General features: G+C 69.1%; 13 protein-coding genes and 3 pseudogenes. 7 read left to right on the top strand and 9 right to left on the bottom strand.

What is annotated here, in order from left to right:
- From ACIOKD_RS40555 to ACIOKD_RS40545, 3 genes are all read right to left on the bottom strand, one after another.
- The coding region (locus ACIOKD_RS40555; RefSeq protein ID WP_402093409.1) for a hypothetical protein at positions 1-1,141 on the bottom strand (1,141 nt) is incomplete at its 3' end.
- 1,021 nt (positions 1,142-2,162) lie between these two features.
- A complete protein-coding gene (locus tag ACIOKD_RS40550; protein WP_402093407.1) occupies positions 2,163-3,044 on the bottom strand; it encodes an alpha/beta fold hydrolase in 882 nt (293 codons plus the stop codon).
- 240 nt (positions 3,045-3,284) lie between these two features.
- Positions 3,285-3,863, bottom strand: a complete 579-nt coding sequence (locus ACIOKD_RS40545; RefSeq protein WP_402093406.1) for a TetR/AcrR family transcriptional regulator — start codon at positions 3,861-3,863, stop codon at positions 3,285-3,287.
- Positions 3,864-4,085: 222 nt separating this feature from the next.
- Between ACIOKD_RS40545 and ACIOKD_RS40540 the strand changes: the two genes are divergently transcribed.
- On the top strand, positions 4,086-4,403 hold the full coding sequence (locus ACIOKD_RS40540; protein WP_402093404.1) for a hypothetical protein: 318 nt from the start codon (positions 4,086-4,088) through the stop codon (positions 4,401-4,403).
- A gap of 85 nt (positions 4,404-4,488) precedes the next feature.
- On the top strand, positions 4,489-4,674 hold the full coding sequence (locus tag ACIOKD_RS40535) for a hypothetical protein (protein WP_402093402.1): 186 nt from the start codon (positions 4,489-4,491) through the stop codon (positions 4,672-4,674).
- A gap of 150 nt (positions 4,675-4,824) precedes the next feature.
- Here the strand turns inward: ACIOKD_RS40535 and ACIOKD_RS40530 are convergent, their stop codons facing one another.
- The 3 genes from ACIOKD_RS40530 to ACIOKD_RS40520 form a co-directional block, all read right to left on the bottom strand.
- Positions 4,825-4,992, bottom strand: coding sequence for a hypothetical protein (locus ACIOKD_RS40530; protein WP_402093400.1), 168 nt, complete (start codon positions 4,990-4,992; stop codon positions 4,825-4,827).
- A gap of 553 nt (positions 4,993-5,545) precedes the next feature.
- A complete protein-coding gene (locus ACIOKD_RS40525; protein WP_402093398.1) occupies positions 5,546-6,454 on the bottom strand; it encodes an SDR family oxidoreductase in 909 nt (302 codons plus the stop codon).
- A gap of 122 nt (positions 6,455-6,576) precedes the next feature.
- A complete protein-coding gene (locus tag ACIOKD_RS40520) occupies positions 6,577-8,034 on the bottom strand; it encodes an aldehyde dehydrogenase family protein (RefSeq protein WP_402093396.1) in 1,458 nt (485 codons plus the stop codon).
- A 180-nt stretch (positions 8,035-8,214) separates the two neighbouring features.
- On the opposite strand from ACIOKD_RS40520, the gene ACIOKD_RS40515 reads away from it, so the two are divergent.
- On the top strand, positions 8,215-9,084 hold the full coding sequence (locus ACIOKD_RS40515; protein WP_402093395.1) for a helix-turn-helix domain-containing protein: 870 nt from the start codon (positions 8,215-8,217) through the stop codon (positions 9,082-9,084).
- 23 nt (positions 9,085-9,107) lie between these two features.
- Here ACIOKD_RS40515 and ACIOKD_RS40510 read toward each other — a convergent pair.
- A pseudogene (locus ACIOKD_RS40510) lies at positions 9,108-10,302 on the bottom strand (condensation domain-containing protein); the annotation flags it as partial.
- Here ACIOKD_RS40510 and ACIOKD_RS40505 point away from each other — a divergent pair.
- The 4 genes and pseudogenes from ACIOKD_RS40505 (at position 10,291) to ACIOKD_RS40490 (ending at position 14,159) form a co-directional block, all read left to right on the top strand.
- Positions 10,291-10,989, top strand: coding sequence for an ABC transporter ATP-binding protein (locus tag ACIOKD_RS40505; RefSeq protein WP_402093393.1), 699 nt, complete (start codon positions 10,291-10,293; stop codon positions 10,987-10,989). The pseudogene ACIOKD_RS40510 and the gene ACIOKD_RS40505 sit on opposite strands and share 12 nt — an antisense overlap.
- A gap of 249 nt (positions 10,990-11,238) precedes the next feature.
- Positions 11,239-11,694: pseudogene (locus ACIOKD_RS40500) on the top strand (transcriptional regulator); the annotation flags it as partial.
- Between the two features lie 21 nt (positions 11,695-11,715).
- Positions 11,716-12,115: pseudogene (locus ACIOKD_RS40495) on the top strand (transcriptional regulator); the annotation flags it as partial.
- A gap of 400 nt (positions 12,116-12,515) precedes the next feature.
- Positions 12,516-14,159, top strand: coding sequence for a subtype B tannase (locus ACIOKD_RS40490; protein WP_402093392.1), 1,644 nt, complete (start codon positions 12,516-12,518; stop codon positions 14,157-14,159).
- Positions 14,160-14,480: 321 nt separating this feature from the next.
- On the opposite strand, the gene ACIOKD_RS40485 is transcribed toward ACIOKD_RS40490, so the two are convergent.
- Both ACIOKD_RS40485 and ACIOKD_RS40480 read right to left on the bottom strand, forming a co-directional pair.
- Complete coding sequence (locus ACIOKD_RS40485) at positions 14,481-16,808, bottom strand: DUF3500 domain-containing protein (RefSeq protein ID WP_402093391.1); 2,328 nt, start codon at positions 16,806-16,808, stop codon at positions 14,481-14,483.
- 425 nt (positions 16,809-17,233) lie between these two features.
- Complete coding sequence (locus tag ACIOKD_RS40480; protein WP_402093390.1) at positions 17,234-18,457, bottom strand: PP2C family protein-serine/threonine phosphatase; 1,224 nt, start codon at positions 18,455-18,457, stop codon at positions 17,234-17,236.
- Positions 18,458-18,698: the final 241 nt, after the last annotated feature.

Genomic DNA, 18,698 nt, shown 5'->3' with positions numbered 1-18,698 from the left:
CACTGGCAATGCCCCACAGTTCATCAGCGACGGACGCCGCCTCACCCGGACCGTCCGTAACATCCGCCAACAGAATCTCCACCGCCGCCGGCAGCAGTCGTGCCCGGCGCAGCGGCTCCGTCGTCTCCGCCAGCACCCGCCGGATCGCGGCCGTCGCCTTGTCCTTACGGCCACGCGCCAGCCAGAGCAACGCGAGGCCCGGTTGAGCATCCCAGCCGTGGTTCAACGTGTCGCGGTAGGCCCGCTCGGAGTCGGCGTACTCGCCGCGCAGCCGGTGCAGCTCGGCCAGCTCGTAGAAGGCGCCGCCCGCCGCGCCCTCCCCGTAGCCTGTGGTCAACTGCGTGCAGGCCAGGCGCGCCTCGCGGACCGCGTCCGGCCAGGCGCCGCCGAGCTGCAGCAGCGTGGCCCGGTGCACTCGGCACAGTCCACGGTAGACACCGGTGAAGTCGGGCTGGGCGGCGCACCATTTGGCCAGTGCCTCGCTCCACTCCTTGGCCCGGCGCAGTTCCTGTAGTTCCTGGCAGGCGCCGATGACGACGCAGTAGATCATCCCTGTGCAGCGCGCGGACACCGTGCCCTCGGCCACGGCCACCATCGCGTCGTCGAGTTCGGCGAGGCCGGCACCGATGTCGCCGTTGTTCACCAGCGCCAGGCCGCGCGTCATTGTCGTGCTGGCCGCGAGGTCGGGATCAGAGCCGTCACGACCCTCAGGCAGCCGGTGCGCGACCTTGAGCATCTGCTCGAACTCTCCGGCCCGGAAGTGCAGTTCAGCTTCCAGCAAACCCACGTATGCGTATTCCGGGCAGCCGGGCTCCGCCAGTGCCAGCCGCTTCGCGCGGGCCAGCCAGGCCCCCGACTGCGCGAACTCCCCGCCCCAGGCCAGCAACTTGCACAGCCAGTACGCGCAACGCAGTGCCCGTCCGACCGATCCGGACTCGGCATGCGCGGTGTACGCCCGACGCAGTAGTACCACTGCGTCGTCGGACCGTCCCAGCATGTCCGCGGCCTCGGCGAGCAGCTCCAGGTCGGCGGTGTCCAATGTCCGCTCGGCCTCGGCAGTAGCGAGCGCTTCGAAGGCATCGGTCCATGCCTGAACGCGAAAGGCATCTCGCCCCCGCATGATCTGTGCTTCTCTGCCCATGGCGCCTTCCCTCACTTTGCACCGCATTCCGAGCGACTGTGCCAACCGGGTGTCGGTTCCCTCGTTGGCGCCGACTCATGGCCTGCTGACGTTGCCGCGGCGAGACGGGTGCGCCAACCAAAAGGAGGTACACAAGGCCGCGGTCGGCGCCGACGACCGTCACGTCGCCCACCTCCGTGTCGAGCCGCCAGCGGTTGCCGGCGGCCAGGATTGTCGAGACCGCGAACAGTGTGTGCAGCGAGAGCCTTCATCCAGCACCTGAGCGAAATGGCGGCGAACACCGCTCCGGCCCACAGTGACGGCAGCACCGCACGCCGGTTGGTCGGCATCGTCCGCGTCTCATGGTGCGGCGTCGAGAAGCTCCGCACCCGTTGGACGGTGGCGATGATTTCGGGCACCAGCCACAGGCCCAGGCGCGCCGCGTGCAGGCGACGCCTGACGCTCCCGGAAACCAGGGCCTCGGCCGGTAACTCGCTGTGGTCCACGGTCGCCACGCCTCGTCGGTCTCCCGCCCAGCTGTTCTTTCACCCTCCTCAACGAGACGACAGCACCTGTACCCGACGTCCGTCCTTCTCTTGCCGAGTAGCGATAGGGCTCGTTGGGGGAGCGGGCCGCTTTCGACGGCGCGAGAGGAATCATACCGAACACCTGTGGGAACCGATTGAGATCGGCGAGGCCTCACGTGACCCCGCTCCCCGTATACGCAAGGATCGAGCTACAGCATGTAATAACGGTATCCATAACTCTTGACGAGTTGACCTTGGTGGCAGGCGCTCCTTTCTTGTACGCGAGGCTCTGAGGGAAGGCGGCGTAGTCGCTCGACGCCTGGTTCGTGACGACCTACCGGCTCAGCCGGTTCAGGGAACGCGACAGGCACGGCCCCCAGGATCATGGAGTTCTGGATGTCCCGTGATCCGAATGGAAACCATGCCTGCCGACGCATCAGACGCTCGGTGCCGACCTGCCGGATATGCCTTGACGGTACGGCGTTTGAGCGTCGGGTCGAGCCCTGTCCTTGCGGTTACATCTGCTTGGCCAGGAAGGGCAGTACGACTTCGGCCATCTCGTCGGGTACTTCCTCGGCGAGGTCGTGCCCGGCGTCGAAGACGTGCCCGGTGACGTCGTGGGCGAACAGCCGCATCTGGGACTCGTTGCGGTCGCCGATGAACGCCGAGCCGCCGAGGGCCAGCACCGGGATGTCGAGCTTCTTCTGAGCCGCTTGCCGGTTCTGCTCGCCGTCGACGTGTATCGCCCGGTAGATCGACAGCATCGCGCGGATGGCCCCGGGCATGGAATAGCAGCGCACGTACTCTTCGATCGCGTCAGGGGTGGCGGTGTCCGGGTTGCTGCGCTCGGACTTGATCATGTAGGTGATCAGCTCGCGTTCGTGTCCGGTGATGAGCATCTCGGGTACGTCCGGCTGGAAGTAGAAGCCCAGGTGCCACATGTGCATGCCGCTCGAAATCATCTCGGGTGTGAGTGCGTTGTGGTCCTCGAAGCCGAACCCGGGGAACAGTGCTTCGGCGAAGACCAGCGCCTTGACGTGATCCCGGTGCCTGGCCGCGAGCTGGTAGCCGATCACGGCACCCCAGTCCTCGCCGATCACGGTGTAGGTGTCGTGCCCGAGGTGGTCCATCAGAGCGGCGATGTCGTCGCTCATCGTCGCGGAGTCGTAGCCGTCCGCGGGGCGTGCTGAGTCGCCGAGGCCCCGGAGGTCCGGTGCGACGACGGTGTAGTGCGGTGCCAGCTTCGGGAACAGGTGCCGCCAGTGGTAACTGGTCTTCGGTACGCCGTGCAGGAGCACCACTGCCGGGCCGGACCCGCCTGTGCGGTAGTGCAGGCTTGTTCCGTTGACGGTGGCACGGCCCGTGCGAACCGGCTTTCCGTGGTGGTCGAAGATCATTTCTGTCAACTTTCCGTGGTGTCGTGCGTCGCCCGCCCGTGCTCGCAGGGCGGGCTGATGAGGGAGGAGGCAATCGCATACCGGTGGGCCGGCGCTCTGGCGCTCTGGCGCTCTTGGGGGAAGTGGCGGGTGGTCACGACGCCGACTTCGGCGTGGCTCTTCCGTCACGTTTATCTGGATCAAACGATACAGATTTTGGGCATGAGGAACCGCTGTGGATTCTGAGCGTGATGAGGCGGGTCAGTCGAGTACGGTCAGCGCGACCTCCACAAGAGGTTCGAGGGCGAGGGCGTCCGGAGTGATCTTCGAGGACACGAGAAGACCGTTGAGGAACGTGACGAGGAAGGCGGCGAGGGTGGGCGGGTCGTGCCGTGTCGAGATCTCGTCGCGCTCCGCCGCCACGCACAGCAGGTCGGTGAGCGCGTCCTGGTTGGCGCCCAGCACGTCCCGCACGGTGCGACGGGTTGGCTGGTCCTCCGGGAGGCGCTCGGTGGCGGCATTGACCAACAGGCATCCCCGGCCGTCGTGTTCCACCGCTATGTGAATTCGTTCGACCAGCAGTGCACGGATCGCCGATCGGGCATCAGCCCCCTCTTCGAGGCTGCGCAGGGCTGCCGCCGCGAAGGTGGTGCGATAGCGCTCCAGCGCGGCCCGATAAAGGCCATCCTTGTCGCCGAACGCGGCGTACAGGGAGCCTTGTCCGATTCCGAGGTGCTGAACCAGGTCCCGTACGGAGGTTGCCTCGTATCCGCGCCTCCAGAACAGTTCCATCGCACGGCTCACCGCCGCGTCGATGTCGAACTCCCGCGTCCTTGCCATGGCCTCACCGTAGCCTATCTGGATCGTGCGATCAAAAATGCGGGTGAGTGTGGTGGCCGACGCCGCCGCCGAATGTATCGCCCCGATCAGCCCGCTGGCCGACCTCGACACCGAGGGTGGGTCGGCCATGATCGGGGAACCGGCCGGCGGGACAGGCACGACGTACTCCCAAGGCACGCAGCCCGGACGCACCCGGTACAGGTTCTCCGAGCGACCCCCGTCGTGGCCGGCGCTTACGGGGCGTTCGCCACGAAGAGGGCCAACGGCGACACCGCCTGCACCGACGGTACGTTCGGCGACCCGATTCCAGGGGAGTCCAAGTCCTGTTACACGGCCACCGGCGGTCCGGTCGGCTACTCCACTGCCTGCAGCGACGAGGGCGGGACGTGCGCCTTCACCGGACAGCGGACCGTCGCCTACGGCGCTCGGGGCAACTTCGTGTACGAGTCGTTCACAGGCAGTGCCAGTTGCACGGCGGCAGCGGTCGGCGGCACGGATCCGCTGCCCGGAGTACGCAAGGCCTGCTACCTCACGCCCTGACCGGCTGTCAGGGCGTGCGTGCCGACACACCGCATCCGCCTCGGTCGCCTACTGGCCGATCCGCTCAGCACGACAACGACACTTCGTGACTGCTGCTTCTACGGTGGTGGTTGCCGACGGCCGCGCGGTGATCCTGGTCATCGGCACCGGCGACGGGATCTGGTTCCGCACCGGGAGTGGAGACCGCTGGGCCGATCCCGAGCCCCTCGGTGGCAGCATTGTGAGCGCCGAGCGCCGAGCGCCGTCAACGCGGCCGACGGACGGCTCGTGATCCCCATCCGCGAGACCAGGGGCGCCCTTTGTGTGTAGGACCAGAACGGGTCCCTCAGCACCGAGTGGCAACGATGTCGTCTCGCTCGCCCCCTTGGGCGGCGAACGACATTGTGCCCTTGGGCGATGGCGACGGACGCCTCACACTCGTCTACCGCACTTCGGACGGCACCGGACGGCACCGGACGGCACCGTGCAGACGGTTGCGCAGGCACTGCTGTGAGACTGTGATCTGACACCGCACCGTGGGCGTGGCGGCGGCGGCCTTGTCCAGCAGGGCGATCCCGATCGCCTGGGCGTGCACGCTCGCCGCGGTCACTACCACGGCGGTGATCAGGCCCAGTACGTCGGTGGCGATGTCCCTCTTGCGGCACGGCGCCTTCCAACCCGGGCCCAGCCCGGCCGTCGGCGTAGGGGAAGGCGGGCCCCGACGATGCCGTCGGCGAGCGTGCGCTTCGCCCCGCCCAAACCAGAGGATGCCACCGCGCCGGACCCGTGCCCCAGCGAGGGGCCGGAAAAGGAGGCCGATGCCGTCCCAGCAGCACCAACAGCTCTGCTGACCAGGGTGTTACGGGCTACCCGGTACAGCCGGTGGCAGGGACCCTCATCGTCCTGGGCCGGTACACTTGCACGCCGCCCTTCCATGCGAGGACCCACGTCCGCTGAGACACCCGAATCCGCGACTGCATCGACAAGCGCATGTCCCAAGGCAAGACCCGCCGCGAAGGACCCCGCTGCCCCAAACGCTACGTCGCACGTGAGGTCCATCGGCTCAGTACTCTCACCGACGCCGACTCGCCCGCCCGCCTTGTTGGCAGCTTGACATCCATAAGGGCGTCAAGACCGCCACCTCCTACGAAGCATGCGGCCGGCTACGCGCGATGTGCCGCGGTGGTCCGGCCGGATGTGACCTTGTCCGGGTAGTGCTTGCGCAGATCGGACATGGTCATCCGGTCGAACAGCCGGTCGGGAAGGAGGCTGGAGGCGCGGATGAGGAAGGCGGTCATCGCACCAATGGTGTAGCGAGTGCGGGGCTTGCGGTCGGTCGCGGCCCTGGCGATCTTCTGGGCCGCGGTGTCGGAGGTCGCACCGGCCTTGGTGAACGCGGCGACGTGGGAGGGAATCGCCTGCGTCAGGGCGCCGTAGCGCTCGTTCTGGTCCGGGGTCATCCGGGAGGTGAGGTCGCTCAGGCCCGATAGTCCGACGCGGGCCATTTCGGTCTTGACGCCACCCGGCTCCACGATCACCACCTGCACACCGGACGGTGCCAGTTCGCTGCGCAAGGCATCGCTCAGCGCCTCCACCGCGTGCTTGCTACTGGCGTACACGCCGTAGCCGGCCATGGACACTTTGCCGTTCATCGAGCTGATGTTGACGACACGGCCCTTGCTGCGCACCAGCGCGGGAAGCAGGGCCTGGGTGAGCGCGACGGTCCCGAAGACATTCACTTCGAACACGCGCCGCCATTCGTCGAGCGGCACCACTTCGACCGGTCCGGCGCAGGGAAGGCCGGCGTTGTTGATCAACGCCCTCACGGCGCGGTGGTGCGGGTCGCCGTCGATGCGCGCCACCAGCGCCGCGATGTGCTCCTGGTTCGTGATGTCGAGGATCACCGGCTCGACGCCGGCGGCGAGGAGGGCCTTGCCGTCGCTGTCGCGGCGCACGCCGGCGAGGACATGGAACCCGCGGCGGGCCATCTCCCGCGCGGTGGCCGCGCCCATCCCGGTCGATGCCCCGGTCACGACGACTATTTCCTGAGTGTGCGGTGATTTCTTGGACACGCTGGGCTCCTGGAGACTAGTACGAATGGTGGCTCATGCAGGTCAGGGCGTCGGCGGGAGCTCCGCAGCCCTGACCGGTGCGCTGAGCCGGGATGTGGGGCGGCTTGCTGAGGCCGTGGTCCTCAGTGCTGTCGCGGCGCGGCGGTGGCGTAGGTCTTGATGTTCTGGAACTCGCCGATGGCCGAGGGGCCGCACAGCACGCCGATTCCGCTCTGCTTGAAGCCGCCCTGCTCGAAGTGCTCGGACATCGAGCCCCATGTGTTGACCCACATCCCGCCGAACCGGAGCTCGCGGCCGACCCGGCGGGCCCGGAAGTCGTCGTGGGTGTACAGCGCGGCGGCCAGGCCGAAGTCGGTGGCGTTCGCCCGCTGGATCGCGTCGGCCTCGTCCTCGAAGATCTCGAAGGTCTGGACCGGACCGAAGACTTCCTGCTGCACCAGGGGGACATCGAGCCGCTCCACCTCCAGCAGCGCCGGACGGAAGAACGCGCCGCCCGCCAGGGCGGGATCGGTGAGGGGCCCACCCCTGACGACGACCTTGGCATAGGAGGTGGCTTCCTCGACAATGCTGTCGACCCGTGCGACGGCGGCCCTGTCGATCAGTGGACCGAGCTGGGTGGCGGGGTCCTCGGCGGGCCCGACCCTGACCGCCTCCAGTGCCGCGGCCAGCCGCGTGCGCAGTTCATCGGCGATGCCACGCTGCACGAGCACGCGCGAGCCGGTACAGCAGAACTGCCCGTTCATCAGGACGGATGCCATCACCAGCTGCGGGACGACGGCATCCAGGTCGGCGTCCTCGAACACGATCAGCGGGGTCTTGCCGCCCAGTTCGAGGTTGAGCCGCTTGAGCGTCGGTGCGGCCGCGGCGGCGATGAGGCGGCCGACGTGGGTGCTGCCGGTGTAGCTGAGCACATCCACGTCCACCGATTCGACCAGCGACGGCGCCACCTCGTTGCCCGCCTCGGTGAGGATGTTGACCACACCAGGGGGCAGGGATCCGGTGGCGGCGACGGCCTCGGCGAGCAGGGAGTTGGTCAGGGCGGTCTGCCCGGGCAGTTTCACCACCGTCGTGCAGCCCGCGCCGATCGCCGGACCGAGGGCACGCACCGTCAGGCACAGCGGGGAGTTCCACGGCGAGATGATGCCGGCGACCCCCATCGCCTCAGGCGAAGAGTAGAAGTACTGGCCCGGCGTCGGCTCGGCGGCCCGGCCGGCCACCTGGGTGAGCGCGGACGCGGCGCTGTAGCGCAGCCAGTCGACGGAGATCGCGGCCTCCCAGGCCGTTTCGTCCAGGCGCTTGCCGTTCTCCCGGGTCAGGGTCCGGCTCAGAGCGGGGATGCGTTCGGCGATCCGGTCGGCCAGCTCGAACAGGGCCCGGGAGCGCAGCGCCGGATCACGGGACCAGCCGGTGGTGTCGAAGACGGTACGTGCCGCGGCGATCGCGGCCTCGGCCTCAGCGCGGCCCGCCGAGACATACGTGCCGACGACCTCGCCGGTGGAGGGGTTGACCGACTCCTGCACGGAGCCGGACCCGCTCCACTCCCCGCCGATCAGGTTCCGGGCGAGCGTGTTTTCAGACATTGACCTCAGCCTCTCGTAGCGGACTGCACGCAACCGCTCGCTCGTACCCAACAGGTCGAGCGGCACTGCCTGCCTGCTACGACCACTGTCGACCGGCGTGAGGGCCGCAACCAGTGCAACCGACAACGGTAGGAATGGCAGTACCACCCTCACCTCGGGCCGGGCGCTGATACTGGAACGGTGACCGAGGAACAGAACCAGCTGGGCACAGCACTGCGTCAGTGGCGCGACCGGCTCGCACCTGCCGACGTGGGCTTGCCGGCCACCGGCAGACGCCGAGCCGCGGGCCTGCGCCGCGAGGAGCTCGCCGCACTCGCCGGACTCTCCGTGGACTACCTCGTCCGCCTGGAACAGGGACGCGCCAGCCGCCCCTCCGAACAGGTCGCCGCGGCACTGGCCCGCGCACTGCACCTGGAAGCGTCCGAACGGGATCACCTCTACCGCCTCGCACACCTTCCCCTGCCGGGATCCGGGCGCATCTCCACCCACATCCCGCCCAGCGTGCAACGCCTGCTCGCCGCCCTCACCCGCGAGGCGCTGGCCGTCTTCGCCGCGGACTGGACACTCATCACGTGCACCGGGCTGTGGGCCACACTGTTCGGAGAGCCCGCGCAGCCCCCCGCGGAACAGCGCAACCTGGTACGTGAGACGTTCCTGCTTGAGCTCGATTCCGGCCGTCTGCCTCGGTCCGAACGTGGCCGGGAAGCCCTGGAAGCCGCTCTCGTCGCCGACCTGCGTACCGCACAGGGCACCTTCCCGGACGACGCCCGCCTGCGCGGACTCATCCAGGAATGCGCCACCCGCAGCCCCCGCTTCGCGCACCTCTGGTCGCAGGGCGTCGCGGGCGCACTCGGCCATGACCGAAAGACCGTCACCCACCCCTCCGTCGGGGACATCACCCTCGACTGCGACATCCTCACCGTGCCCGGATCGGACCTCAGGATCGTCGCCTACACCGCGGCCGCCGGCACGCCCTCCGCGGAACAACTCGACTTCCTCAGAGTCACCGCCACACGTGCCCCGCTGGTCTCCCGCGCCGGAGATACCTGAGCGGTTCCGGCGCGGGACAACAGCGCCCCCGCCTTGAGTACGGCGAGCAGGGAGACGACCAGTTCCACCGAGCGCGGCACCGAGACGGCCACCACCGCTCCGGGGTGTGCGCCGAGGGTCCGCAGGTGCCGGGCGAGCCGGTTGGCGCGGGTGTTGAGTTCCGCGTAGGTCAGCACGCTGTCCCCGTACAGCAGTGCCGTGGCGTCCGGGGTCCGGGCGGCACGCGACTCGATGGAGCCGATGAGCGTGGTGGGTGGCAGCGCGCGGTCCGTACGGTTGAACTCGTCCAGGACCAGCGCCTCTTCGGCCGGCGTCGCGATGCCGTGCGTGGCGAGCGGCTCTTGCGGGTCGCCGGCGGAGAGCCGGTCCAGGAGACGCAGGAAGCGTTCCTGGTGGGCCGCGAGGTCGCTGTCCTCGTACAGGGCCGGGTTGCCGTCGTGGTCGACGCGCAGACCGCGGCCGTCGGCCCGGTCGTAGATGTTGACCGTCAGATCGTCGACGGGGCCCGCGGACAGGTTACGGGCCTGGGCGGGGCGCCGGCGAAGTCCACTCCGTAGTCGAACGGCATGACGTTGACGAGCGGACCGACCAGGCCCCGGTTCTCTCCCAGGAGCCTCAGGTCGCGGCGGATGTCCTCGTAGCGGTAGCGCTGGTGGCGGCGGATCTCCCGTACGCCGAGCACCACCTGGCGCACCAGTCCGGCGAAGGTCGCGTCGGGGGAGACGGTCAGCCGCAGCGGCAACACGTTCATCACCATGCCCGGCACGCGCAGCGCGACCGATCCCATGCGGCCCATCATGGGCAGCCCGAGCACGACCTTCTGCCGGGCGGTCGCGCGGGCGGTGTACAGCGCCTGTGCGGCGATGAGGACGTCCGGCCAGGTCGCGCAGGTCCGGGCAGCCAGTTCGCGCAGTCGCTCGGTGGTGTCAGGGGCCGGATACGCCGTGCGGCGGCGGAACGTGCGCGAGGGCAGCGCGCCGCGGCCCGCGAGCCAGGGCGCTTCGGGCCGGTCGGCGAAGGCACGCCCCCAGTGGGCGCGGTCGGCCGCGAAGGCGTCCGACGACCGGTACTCGGCGTCCTGCGCGACGAGTTCGGCGAGGGCCCGAAGGTGCGCGGAGCGGGCTCCTCGCCGCGCGCGAGCGCCGAGTAGACCTCCGCGGTGCGCCGCACGAGCAGGGAGTAGCCGAAGCCGTCCATGACGAGGTGATGGACGCGCTGTTGCGTGCCGTCGCCCGGCTGCACCGCCCCGACGCCGGTACGGTCCACGCCGTCGGCGCCGACGTCTGGGGCCTGGGCAGGCCCGAGGCCGCCCACCGGATCGCCCTGCTCCCGCAGTCGCCGCGCGCCCCCGAGGCGGTGACCGTGGCCGGACTCGTCCGCTACGGCCGTCATCCGCACCAGGGCCTGCTGCGCCAGTGGTCGCGCGAGGACGAGCACGCCGTGCGCGAGGCGCTGGAGGCGACCGGCACCGCCGAACTGGCCGGCGAGCGACTCGACCGGCTCCCCGGCGGCCGGCGGCAGCGCTGCTGGCTCGCGATGGTCCTCGCCCAGCAGACGCCGGTCGTACTGCTCGACGAACCCACCAGCGCACTGGACCTCGGCCACGCCGTCGACGTACTCGAACTGGTCCGCGTGGTCGCCGCGTCCGGTCGTACCGTCGTCATGGTCCAGCACAACCTGGCCGCCGCCTCGCGGTACGCCGACCTCGTCTTCGCCATGAAGGACGGCCGTGTCGTCGCGCGCGGAACGCTCCGCGACACGATCGACGCAGCTCTCGTGAAGAGGCTGTACGACGTGGACGCCGACATTCTCAGCGCCCCCGGCGACGCGTCGCCGGTCGTCGTACCGCGCGTGCGCCGGGGAGGGGGCTACGACGAGCCGGCCGCGTGGGCAGATAACCGCTGAACGACAACCGGACTACGTTCGCCGTGCCGCGCCGATCAGCTGAGGCAGGGTCATGCGGCTGAGGGCTCGGGCGTGCGGTCGAGGCACGGCGCCGGCGTGCGGCGCGGAACGGTGCACCGGCCGTCCTGTGGCGCCGACGGCGGCCTCCGCCACCATGTTCGGCGGCGCCAGGGCCCGGCGGCCCAGGACGATGACTGACGGCAAACCGGCGACGCGGGACCGACTCCTGCGACGAAGGAGGGCGTCGGCGGAGCCTGCGACGAAGTCGGCCCCCTATGGGTGACCGAACCGACGCTGCGCCTGCTGCTGCGCCTGTTGCTGCGCATGGCTGGTCCGAAGTACGAGCTGCGCTACCCACCACGGATCCACGAGTCGTGGACGTCGTGGGCTACCGAGGGGCTGCTGGAGAAGTTCCGCATCGCGCTCAAGGACGCCCGGGACCGGGCGATCGCCGGCGGCGATGGCGACGAAGTGACGCTGGAGTACGTGAAGGCGATGTACTTGGAGTTCCTGTCCGGGCCGGGGGAGTCGAACCACAACCGGGCGCTCTACCGCACCGACTGGATGCACCTCCTCTGCTTGCAGGCGTTCGCCAACCTGTAGGAGAAGGCCCACCGCGCCTACGGCGAAGACCTCCCCGTCGTACGGGCGATGGGCACCGACGAACTGCACGTGGCCGGCAACTGGCGAGCCGTCTTCCGCGAAGCCACCAGGCCGTCGCCTGCCCAGCTGGACGCGCTCGCCGGCTACACCGCCACCCCCGTCACCGCCTGCCGTGGCCTGACGGTGCGCCTGCACTACCTGACCCGCAGCGCCCATGCCCGTACCGCTGCCCGTGCGGTTGCCTGACGGTCACCGATCGCACCCCGCGTGCCTGGCAGGCCGGCACCCGCGCTCCCTCGCGCAGGAACCTTGAGCGCATCGACCAGGCGTACCGCACCGTGCGCAGGGAGAACGTCGCCCGCTACGTCGCACGATGAACGACCGCCACCGGGACCGGATCGTCACCGCGTGGGCGGCCGGTGACAGGCGGGAGCTGGACGAGGCGTGGGTGGACCAGGCCGTCGACCTCGGCTCGCAGTGGGGCCAGTACGAGTACGTCAACAACATCGGCTTCGCCGCGTAGAACTTGCAATCCAGCTAATTTGCGGGGCGGTTGCGTCATCGGTCGACGGTGCTGGCGCCCACGCCGATGCGCACGGCCGCGGTGTGACATGGCGAGACAGCGACATTGCGACATTGCGACATGGGGACATGGCGGCTCGGGCTTGGGCTTCGGGTAGGGCTCGGCGGGCGGGCGGGCGGTCGTGCGGAGGATCGATCACCCGTACGGGCCATGGGTCATGGTCATTCCTAGGTCGTCGAGGGCCAGGGCAGCAGGGGGCCTCCGAGATGCCGGAGCTTCCCTGTGCCCACACTATGAATCTGTGCGTGCCCCGTGAATCCCCGCAGATTGTTGGCAATCTTGTCAGCGATTACTTACGTTCGCTGGTGCAAGACCGTCACATATTCAGGAGGGCCTCAACGTGAAGCACAGGGCAGTCAGGCGCAGGAGCGTCGTGGTGGGAATCGGCGCGACAGCGGGCGTCGCCGCGGTCGGCGGCATCGCCCTCACCGCACAGGCCGGCGGCAGAACGGGCGGCTCCTCCTCCGTTTCCGACGCCCTGGTCTTCGACGAGGACGGTTACACCACTCTCACGACATCCGTCACCGACGCGGCCGGTGACAAGCACGAGGTGACGTACCGCTTCTGGAAGGCGATCACCTACGTCACCAAGCCGGTCGACGAGAAGTACCAGAGCCTGAACATCAGCGTCCCGGTCAAGATCGACGGCAAGGCGGTCGACGCCACCGGCGCGCCGATCCTCTTCGCCAACTCCGTCGGCGGCTACATGCCCGCATCGGTCGCCGACGCCACCGGCGTGGGCGGCGGCGCCATGGGCGGCGGGACCGGCGGCAGCGCCGCGCCGAGCGCCTCGGCCTCCCCGTCCGCCTCCTCTTCCTCCGGCACCGAGTCCGGCAGCTCCGCCCAGCTCAGCGGCGGCAAGATGGTCAGCCTGCCACAGCTGGGCCTGGCCGCCGGCTACGTCGTCGTGGAGCCGGGAGCGCGCGGCCGCACCCTGAAGAACTCCGAGGGCGAGTACTACGGCACCGCCCCCGCCGCCATCGTCGACCTGAAGGCCGCCGTCCGGTACCTGCGCGCCAACAAGGGCCGCGTCCCCGGCAACACGGACCGGATCTTCTCCACCGGCACCAGCGCCGGCGGCGCCCTCTCCGCGCTGCTCGGCGCGTCCGGCGACAGCCCGATCTACGACGAGTACCTGAAGGAGATCGGCGCCGCCGACGCCTCGGACGCGATCTTCGCGACCGGCGCCTGGTGCCCGATCACCGACCTGGAGCACGCCGACGGCGCCTACGAGTGGTGCTGGGGCACCAACAAGCTCAGCACCGGCAAGCAGGTCGACCAGACGGTCTCCAAGGAACTGCAGTCCCAGTTCGCCGAGTACCAGGCCGGACGGAAGCTGCGCGGGCTCAACGGCCACGGCACCCTCACCGCCCGCAACTACGACGAGTACCTGCTCGCCACGTACATGCAGCCCTCGGCTACCACGTACCTCGCGGCGCTCTCCGAAGCGGACCGCAAGACCTACCTGGCGAAGAACACGTTCCTCACGTGGGACGGCAAGAAGGCGACCTTCACCTGGGCCGACTTCCTCACCCACGTGGGCGCGCGGAAGAAGGACGCCCCGGCGTTCGACCTCTTCCCGCTGCCCACCGACACCTCCGACACGATGACCGGGGACATCAACAACGAGTTCGGTCTGGGCACCGCCCCCTTCCGCCACTTCACCCTCTACAGCCTGCGCAAGGACAAGGGGACCAGCGCCCGCCTGGCGAGCGACATCCCCGAGAAGCTGCGGCTGATGAACCCGATGTACCACCTGGCGGACAAGCCCAACCCGGGCCGCACCAAGCACTGGTGGATCCGCCTCGGCACCGCGGACTCCGACACCTCCCTCACCGTCTCCGCCAACCTGGCCGCCGCCGCGAACCAGTTGGGCGACGACGTCAGCCACCTCTACTACTGGGACGCGGGCCACGGCGCCAACGAGGACGCCGGCGACTTCATCGCGTGGATCGCCAAGACGTCCGGCTACAAGGCCGCCTAGGCCCCATCGGCGGCCGGTCACGGCCGCCCCGAACACCGCGGCGCCGAGCCTCCCCGTCATGGGCCCGGCGCCGTTCCCCTTTCCGTCGTCGGCCCTCTCCCTCTTCGGTCCTGGGCCGTCGCGTCCGGTCGCGTCCCGTCGTCTCCCGCCCCCTGAGATCAGTTGGCAACCGGCCACCGGCCTCAACAGCCGGGTGCGGCAGGGCGCCGTCCCGATACAGGACGTAGACCGATCGAGGTGGTGCGCGCCGGCTGGGTCGGGGCCGTAGCCGCCATGGACCGGTTCGAGGCGACGCGGTGGTCCTCGCAGACGGCGAGCACGTCACCCCGGATGCCGTTGTCGCGGCCATCGGGTACGCCCGCGGCTGGAGGACCTCGCCCGCCACCTCGGCGTCCTTCGTAACCGCCGCCGAGGCCCTCGCCGATGTCCACCGCCGGCACGGTGATGCGGCACGTCCCGGGCCCGCTCCCACGACCGACGTCGAGCGCCAGGCCGAAGAGGAAGAAGCCCGCAGCCCCTTGTACTTCCCGGTCTCGCTGAGCCCGAACCGGCCGGGCAGCCACCGAGACGGTGCCCGCCTACGTCGCCGACCCGGCCGACCACGACGCCGTCCCCGACGCGTTCCTCACCGAGTACAGGGCTGGGAAGTGGCACACCTGGTCCGACGACACCACCCATCTCATCCATGACGAACGGACCCTGCGCGCCGAACTCATCCGCGAAGACGCCCGGGAGACCGCCGCCGACACCCCCGTCACCGCAACGAGCGTTCTGAACGGAACCGTCGAAACCGAATGCCTGGCACGCCAATGGCTCGCGCAGCCCTACCCGTTCGGGAACCTTCGCGCCCACGATGCGCGTCCTCTCCGGTGATCGATATGCCAAGGAGGGGTGGACAGGTGCGGAACGAACCCTGGTGGGCCGGGCTGGGCCCGATGGGCGGAGTGGTGTGCCTGGTGGCGGGCGTGGCCCTGCTGCTGTGGCTGTTCCTGACCGGGAACTCCGTTGACGACGACTGGGCCGGGTACTACGGGGCCGGCAAGGTCGTCGCCGTCGGGTGCGTGGTGGGCGGCACGACACTGCTGGCCCGGCGCCGGGGAGGCGACTCGGGCCAGGAGTGAGACGTGATGCGTTCCGGACGTCAGTGGTCGGTCTCCAGGTGGAGCTTGAGGAGATCCACGCCGTAGTCGTTGCCGTTGGGCGTGCGAATGATGGTGTGGATGTGCTGCTGGGTGGGGGTGCCGCCCATGCCACCCATGCCACCGCCGAGGCCGCCACTGGGCATCCCGCTCGGGTCCCGCTCGGGTCGCCGCTCGGCATCCCGCCGGGCTGACCGCTCGGCTGGCCGCTGGGGGCGCCACCGCCGCCGCCCATCTGGGCGTCCTCGCCGTAGGCCAGCGGGGACTGGGCGTCGTACTCGATGAGCACGACCGGGCTGTGCACCCGGTAGTAGAACGCGGAGGAGTCCTTGGTCTTGCCGATCCAGTAGAAGTACGTGTCGTCCAGGTGCTCCTCCACCTCCTTCAGCTTCACCGCGGCGTGACCGGCGTCCATGTAACCGACGTAGACGCCGACCAGGTCGAGCAGCTTCTGTCGCTGCGCGGCGGTGAACTCCGAGGCGGCGAGGCCCTGGTGGGCCAGTTTCAGGTTGTCCTGGCCGGCCCCGGCCACCATGTTGGTGCCGCCCCTATCGTCGGCGGAGAGCACCTTCTTCTGCTGCGCCGAGGTCAGGGACCGCAGCAGCGCCGGACCGGCCTTCGTCTCCGGCTTGAAGAGGGTGACCCTCTCGCCGTTGTAGGTGGCCGAGGTCGGTTCCGAGCCCATGAAGGCCGGCGTCATGACGACCTGGTCGCCGAGAACGAAGTAGTTGATGGCCACGTGATGGCCCTCGTACTGGAAGCCCCAGAGCTTGGTCGTGGACGGGGTGCCCATGAAGGTGAAGTAGTAGTGCCCCTCGGTCAGCGTCTCCTTGCCACCGCCGCCGTAGTCGCCCAGGAAGGCGTTAAGCTTCATGATGTTGCGGGTCTGGGCGAGCCCGTCGGCGGACAGCGCCGTGCCGAGCAGGGCGTAACCGAGTTTCCGCTGCTTCTCGTTGAGGTCGCCCATGCGGGCGCCCTCGCGCTCGTAGCCGTCGACGTTGCTCCAGGCCAGCCACTCGTCGTCGTCCACCTCGAAGAGGGACGCCTTGCGCTCCTTAATTGTCAGCCCGTCCAGGAACGCCTGCGCGGCCTGGACGATCTTGTCGGTGGAAATATCCGTGGAGTGGATGGAGAACAGGTCGTCGACGACCTTGCCGTCCGTGGTGACCTCGACGAAGTCGGCGTACTTCACCTCGGTGGCGCCCGGACCCATGCCTCCCGGGCCGCCGGAAGGCATCCCGCTGGGCGTTCCGCTGGAGGCATCACCCGTCGTCTCCGAGGAACCGCCGGAACAGCCGGTCATGGTCGCCACGGCAGCGGCACCGCCGAGCAGCAGCGACCGGTTCATGAACCAGCGGCGCGTGCGGAGCTCGTGCTGATGGCGAACGATCATGTAGCTCAGGTGTCGAAGATGACCGAACGGGAGTACTTCGCGCGCGTTGCTGATCGCCCCGGCATGTTCGTCGGCAAGTCCTCCCTCCACATGCTGACCGCCTTCCTGATCGACCATGACCAGCACGCCAACGGCGTTCTGTCACCGCAGTCACGGACTCACCGGCTGGCACGAGTCGCTTGTCACCCGCCGTGGCCGAGAATGCCAACACCTCTGGCCCGGCCAGGTCCTGCACCTCGCCCTCAAACGTCCAGGGCCCAGGAGCGGTCGGGTAGTTGACGGAGCGCAGGGCGTGTGGCGTTCCCGGCAGGGTGATGCCGCCCTGGACGGTCTCCTTCAGCACCGTGAGGTGCTTGACGGTGCCGCTGAGGCCGGACAGCTCGATGAGGTCCGACCAGGTGTGGTGCGCATCGGCGCCAGGTGCTTACGGCTTCGGCTTGGACTGCCAGCTCGACTCGTAGACACGGATCTTCTTCCGCCCACGACGCGGAGAAGCGGATGCAGTCCTTGGCGTAGGTGTCCGGGCGGCGCGGCCGGGTCGTTCAGGTGCTGCCCGTCCCGGGAGCTGTGGGAACTGTGGGGGCATCGGCGGGGCCCAGCCATTGGCAGATCAGGATGGTGGCATCGTCCTGGAGTTGACCGTCGTGGTAGTCGCGCAGTGCGTGGATGAGGCGGCGCAGTGTTTCGGGGACGGGCAGGCCGTCGGCATGGTGGCGGATCAGGAAGTCGGTGAAGCGTTCCACACCGAGTTCGGTGTCGCCGCTGCCGCGGGCTTCGGTGATGCCGTCGGTGTAGAACACGATGCGGTCACCGGGTTCCAGCTGTTCACGGCACATCGTGGCTTCCAGCCCCAGGGCAGTGCCCATCGGGTGCGCGGGTCTGCAGCTCAACTGGCTGCTCGAACGGCCCGCACGGATGAGTACCGGCGGCATGTGCCCCCGGTTGACCCAGGTCAGGACTCCGGTGTCCGTGTCGAGATCGGCCAGGATGCCGGTGACGTACCGCGTCTGGTGGTACTGCTTGAGCAGCGCGTCCTCGACCGCTTCGCCGATGTCCAGCAGGCTCCCGCCCTGTCGGCGTGTGTTGCGGCAGGTACCCATGGCCAGGGCGGCGGTCAGGCCGGCGGCGGTGTCGTGGCCCATCGCGTCGAAGATCGATACGTGCACCACCGGGCCCGCGGTGGCGTAGTCGTAGGCATCGCCACTGACGTGGTGGGCCGGCTCCATCGCGGCGGAGATCGCCACGCGGCTGTCGGAGTAGGTGGGAGGCGGCATCAGATGCCATTGCATCTCGGCGGCGATGTTCAGTGGTTCGGTGCGCATCAGCCGGGCGTAGGAATCGCTGCTCTGCCGTTTGCTGACGATGATCAGCGCGATCAGGGAGGCGAGGAGTTCCATGTTCTCTCGCGTGCGCGCGTCATCGGCTTGCGTGGTAAGGCGCAGTACCCCCAGGCGCTCGGTGCCGTTGAGCAACGGCACCCACCAGTGCCGTTCCTCGGAATCGGAGCGGCCACCGCGCAATATTTGCCCGTACTGGTATGCCCGGCCCGGCAGCGTGCCCTCGATCTTGAACCCGGTCTCGTCGCCGTCGGCTTCACCCGCGGCGTCCAGCCCGTGGCCGGTCAGCAGTTGCAGCACCTCGCGCTGCAGGTCCGCCACATAGATCAGTGCCCGGGTGAAACCCGCGGACGCCGCGTGCTCGGCCGTCTTCGCCGGTAGCCACTCAAGGGGTATCAGCTGGCTCGACGCCAGCAGACCGGCCAACATCTTCCGGCTCCCCCGGTCCTGATCATTCACAGAAGCTCTCCCGCCCCGCAGCCTAACCGAACCCCGGCACACCGTTGGGTAGAGGACAGACCTGTTCACTCTAGTCGTCCTGGCACCGCACACCACCTCTACACTTCGCGGTCCGCCAGTGCGCGGACGGGGGGTGGGCTTCTGTGCGGCGCGGCGATGACGGAGCGTGCCGTTGAGGTGGGGGGTGCAACGGGCACGTCGTCCGCCACGT

Source organism: Streptomyces sp. NPDC087844 (assembly GCF_044742785.1).
In the GTDB taxonomy this organism is placed as follows: Bacteria; Actinomycetota; Actinomycetes; order Streptomycetales; family Streptomycetaceae; genus Streptomyces.
This window is presented reverse-complemented; position numbering and strand designations above follow the sequence as displayed.

Coding starts and splice junctions, on each gene's coding strand:
- ACIOKD_RS40485 (WP_402093391.1), bottom strand. CDS start 16,808: ATGGTCGATCAGGAAGGCGGTCAGCATGTGGAGGGAGGACTTGCCGAC.
- ACIOKD_RS40545 (WP_402093406.1), bottom strand. CDS start 3,863: ATGGCAAGGACGCGGGAGTTCGACATCGACGCGGCGGTGAGCCGTGCG.
- ACIOKD_RS40480 (WP_402093390.1), bottom strand. CDS start 18,457: ATGTTGGCCGGTCTGCTGGCGTCGAGCCAGCTGATACCCCTTGAGTGG.
- ACIOKD_RS40505 (WP_402093393.1), top strand. CDS start 10,291: ATGGACGCGCTGTTGCGTGCCGTCGCCCGGCTGCACCGCCCCGACGCC.
- ACIOKD_RS40550 (WP_402093407.1), bottom strand. CDS start 3,044: ATGATCTTCGACCACCACGGAAAGCCGGTTCGCACGGGCCGTGCCACC.
- ACIOKD_RS40520 (WP_402093396.1), bottom strand. CDS start 8,034: ATGTCTGAAAACACGCTCGCCCGGAACCTGATCGGCGGGGAGTGGAGC.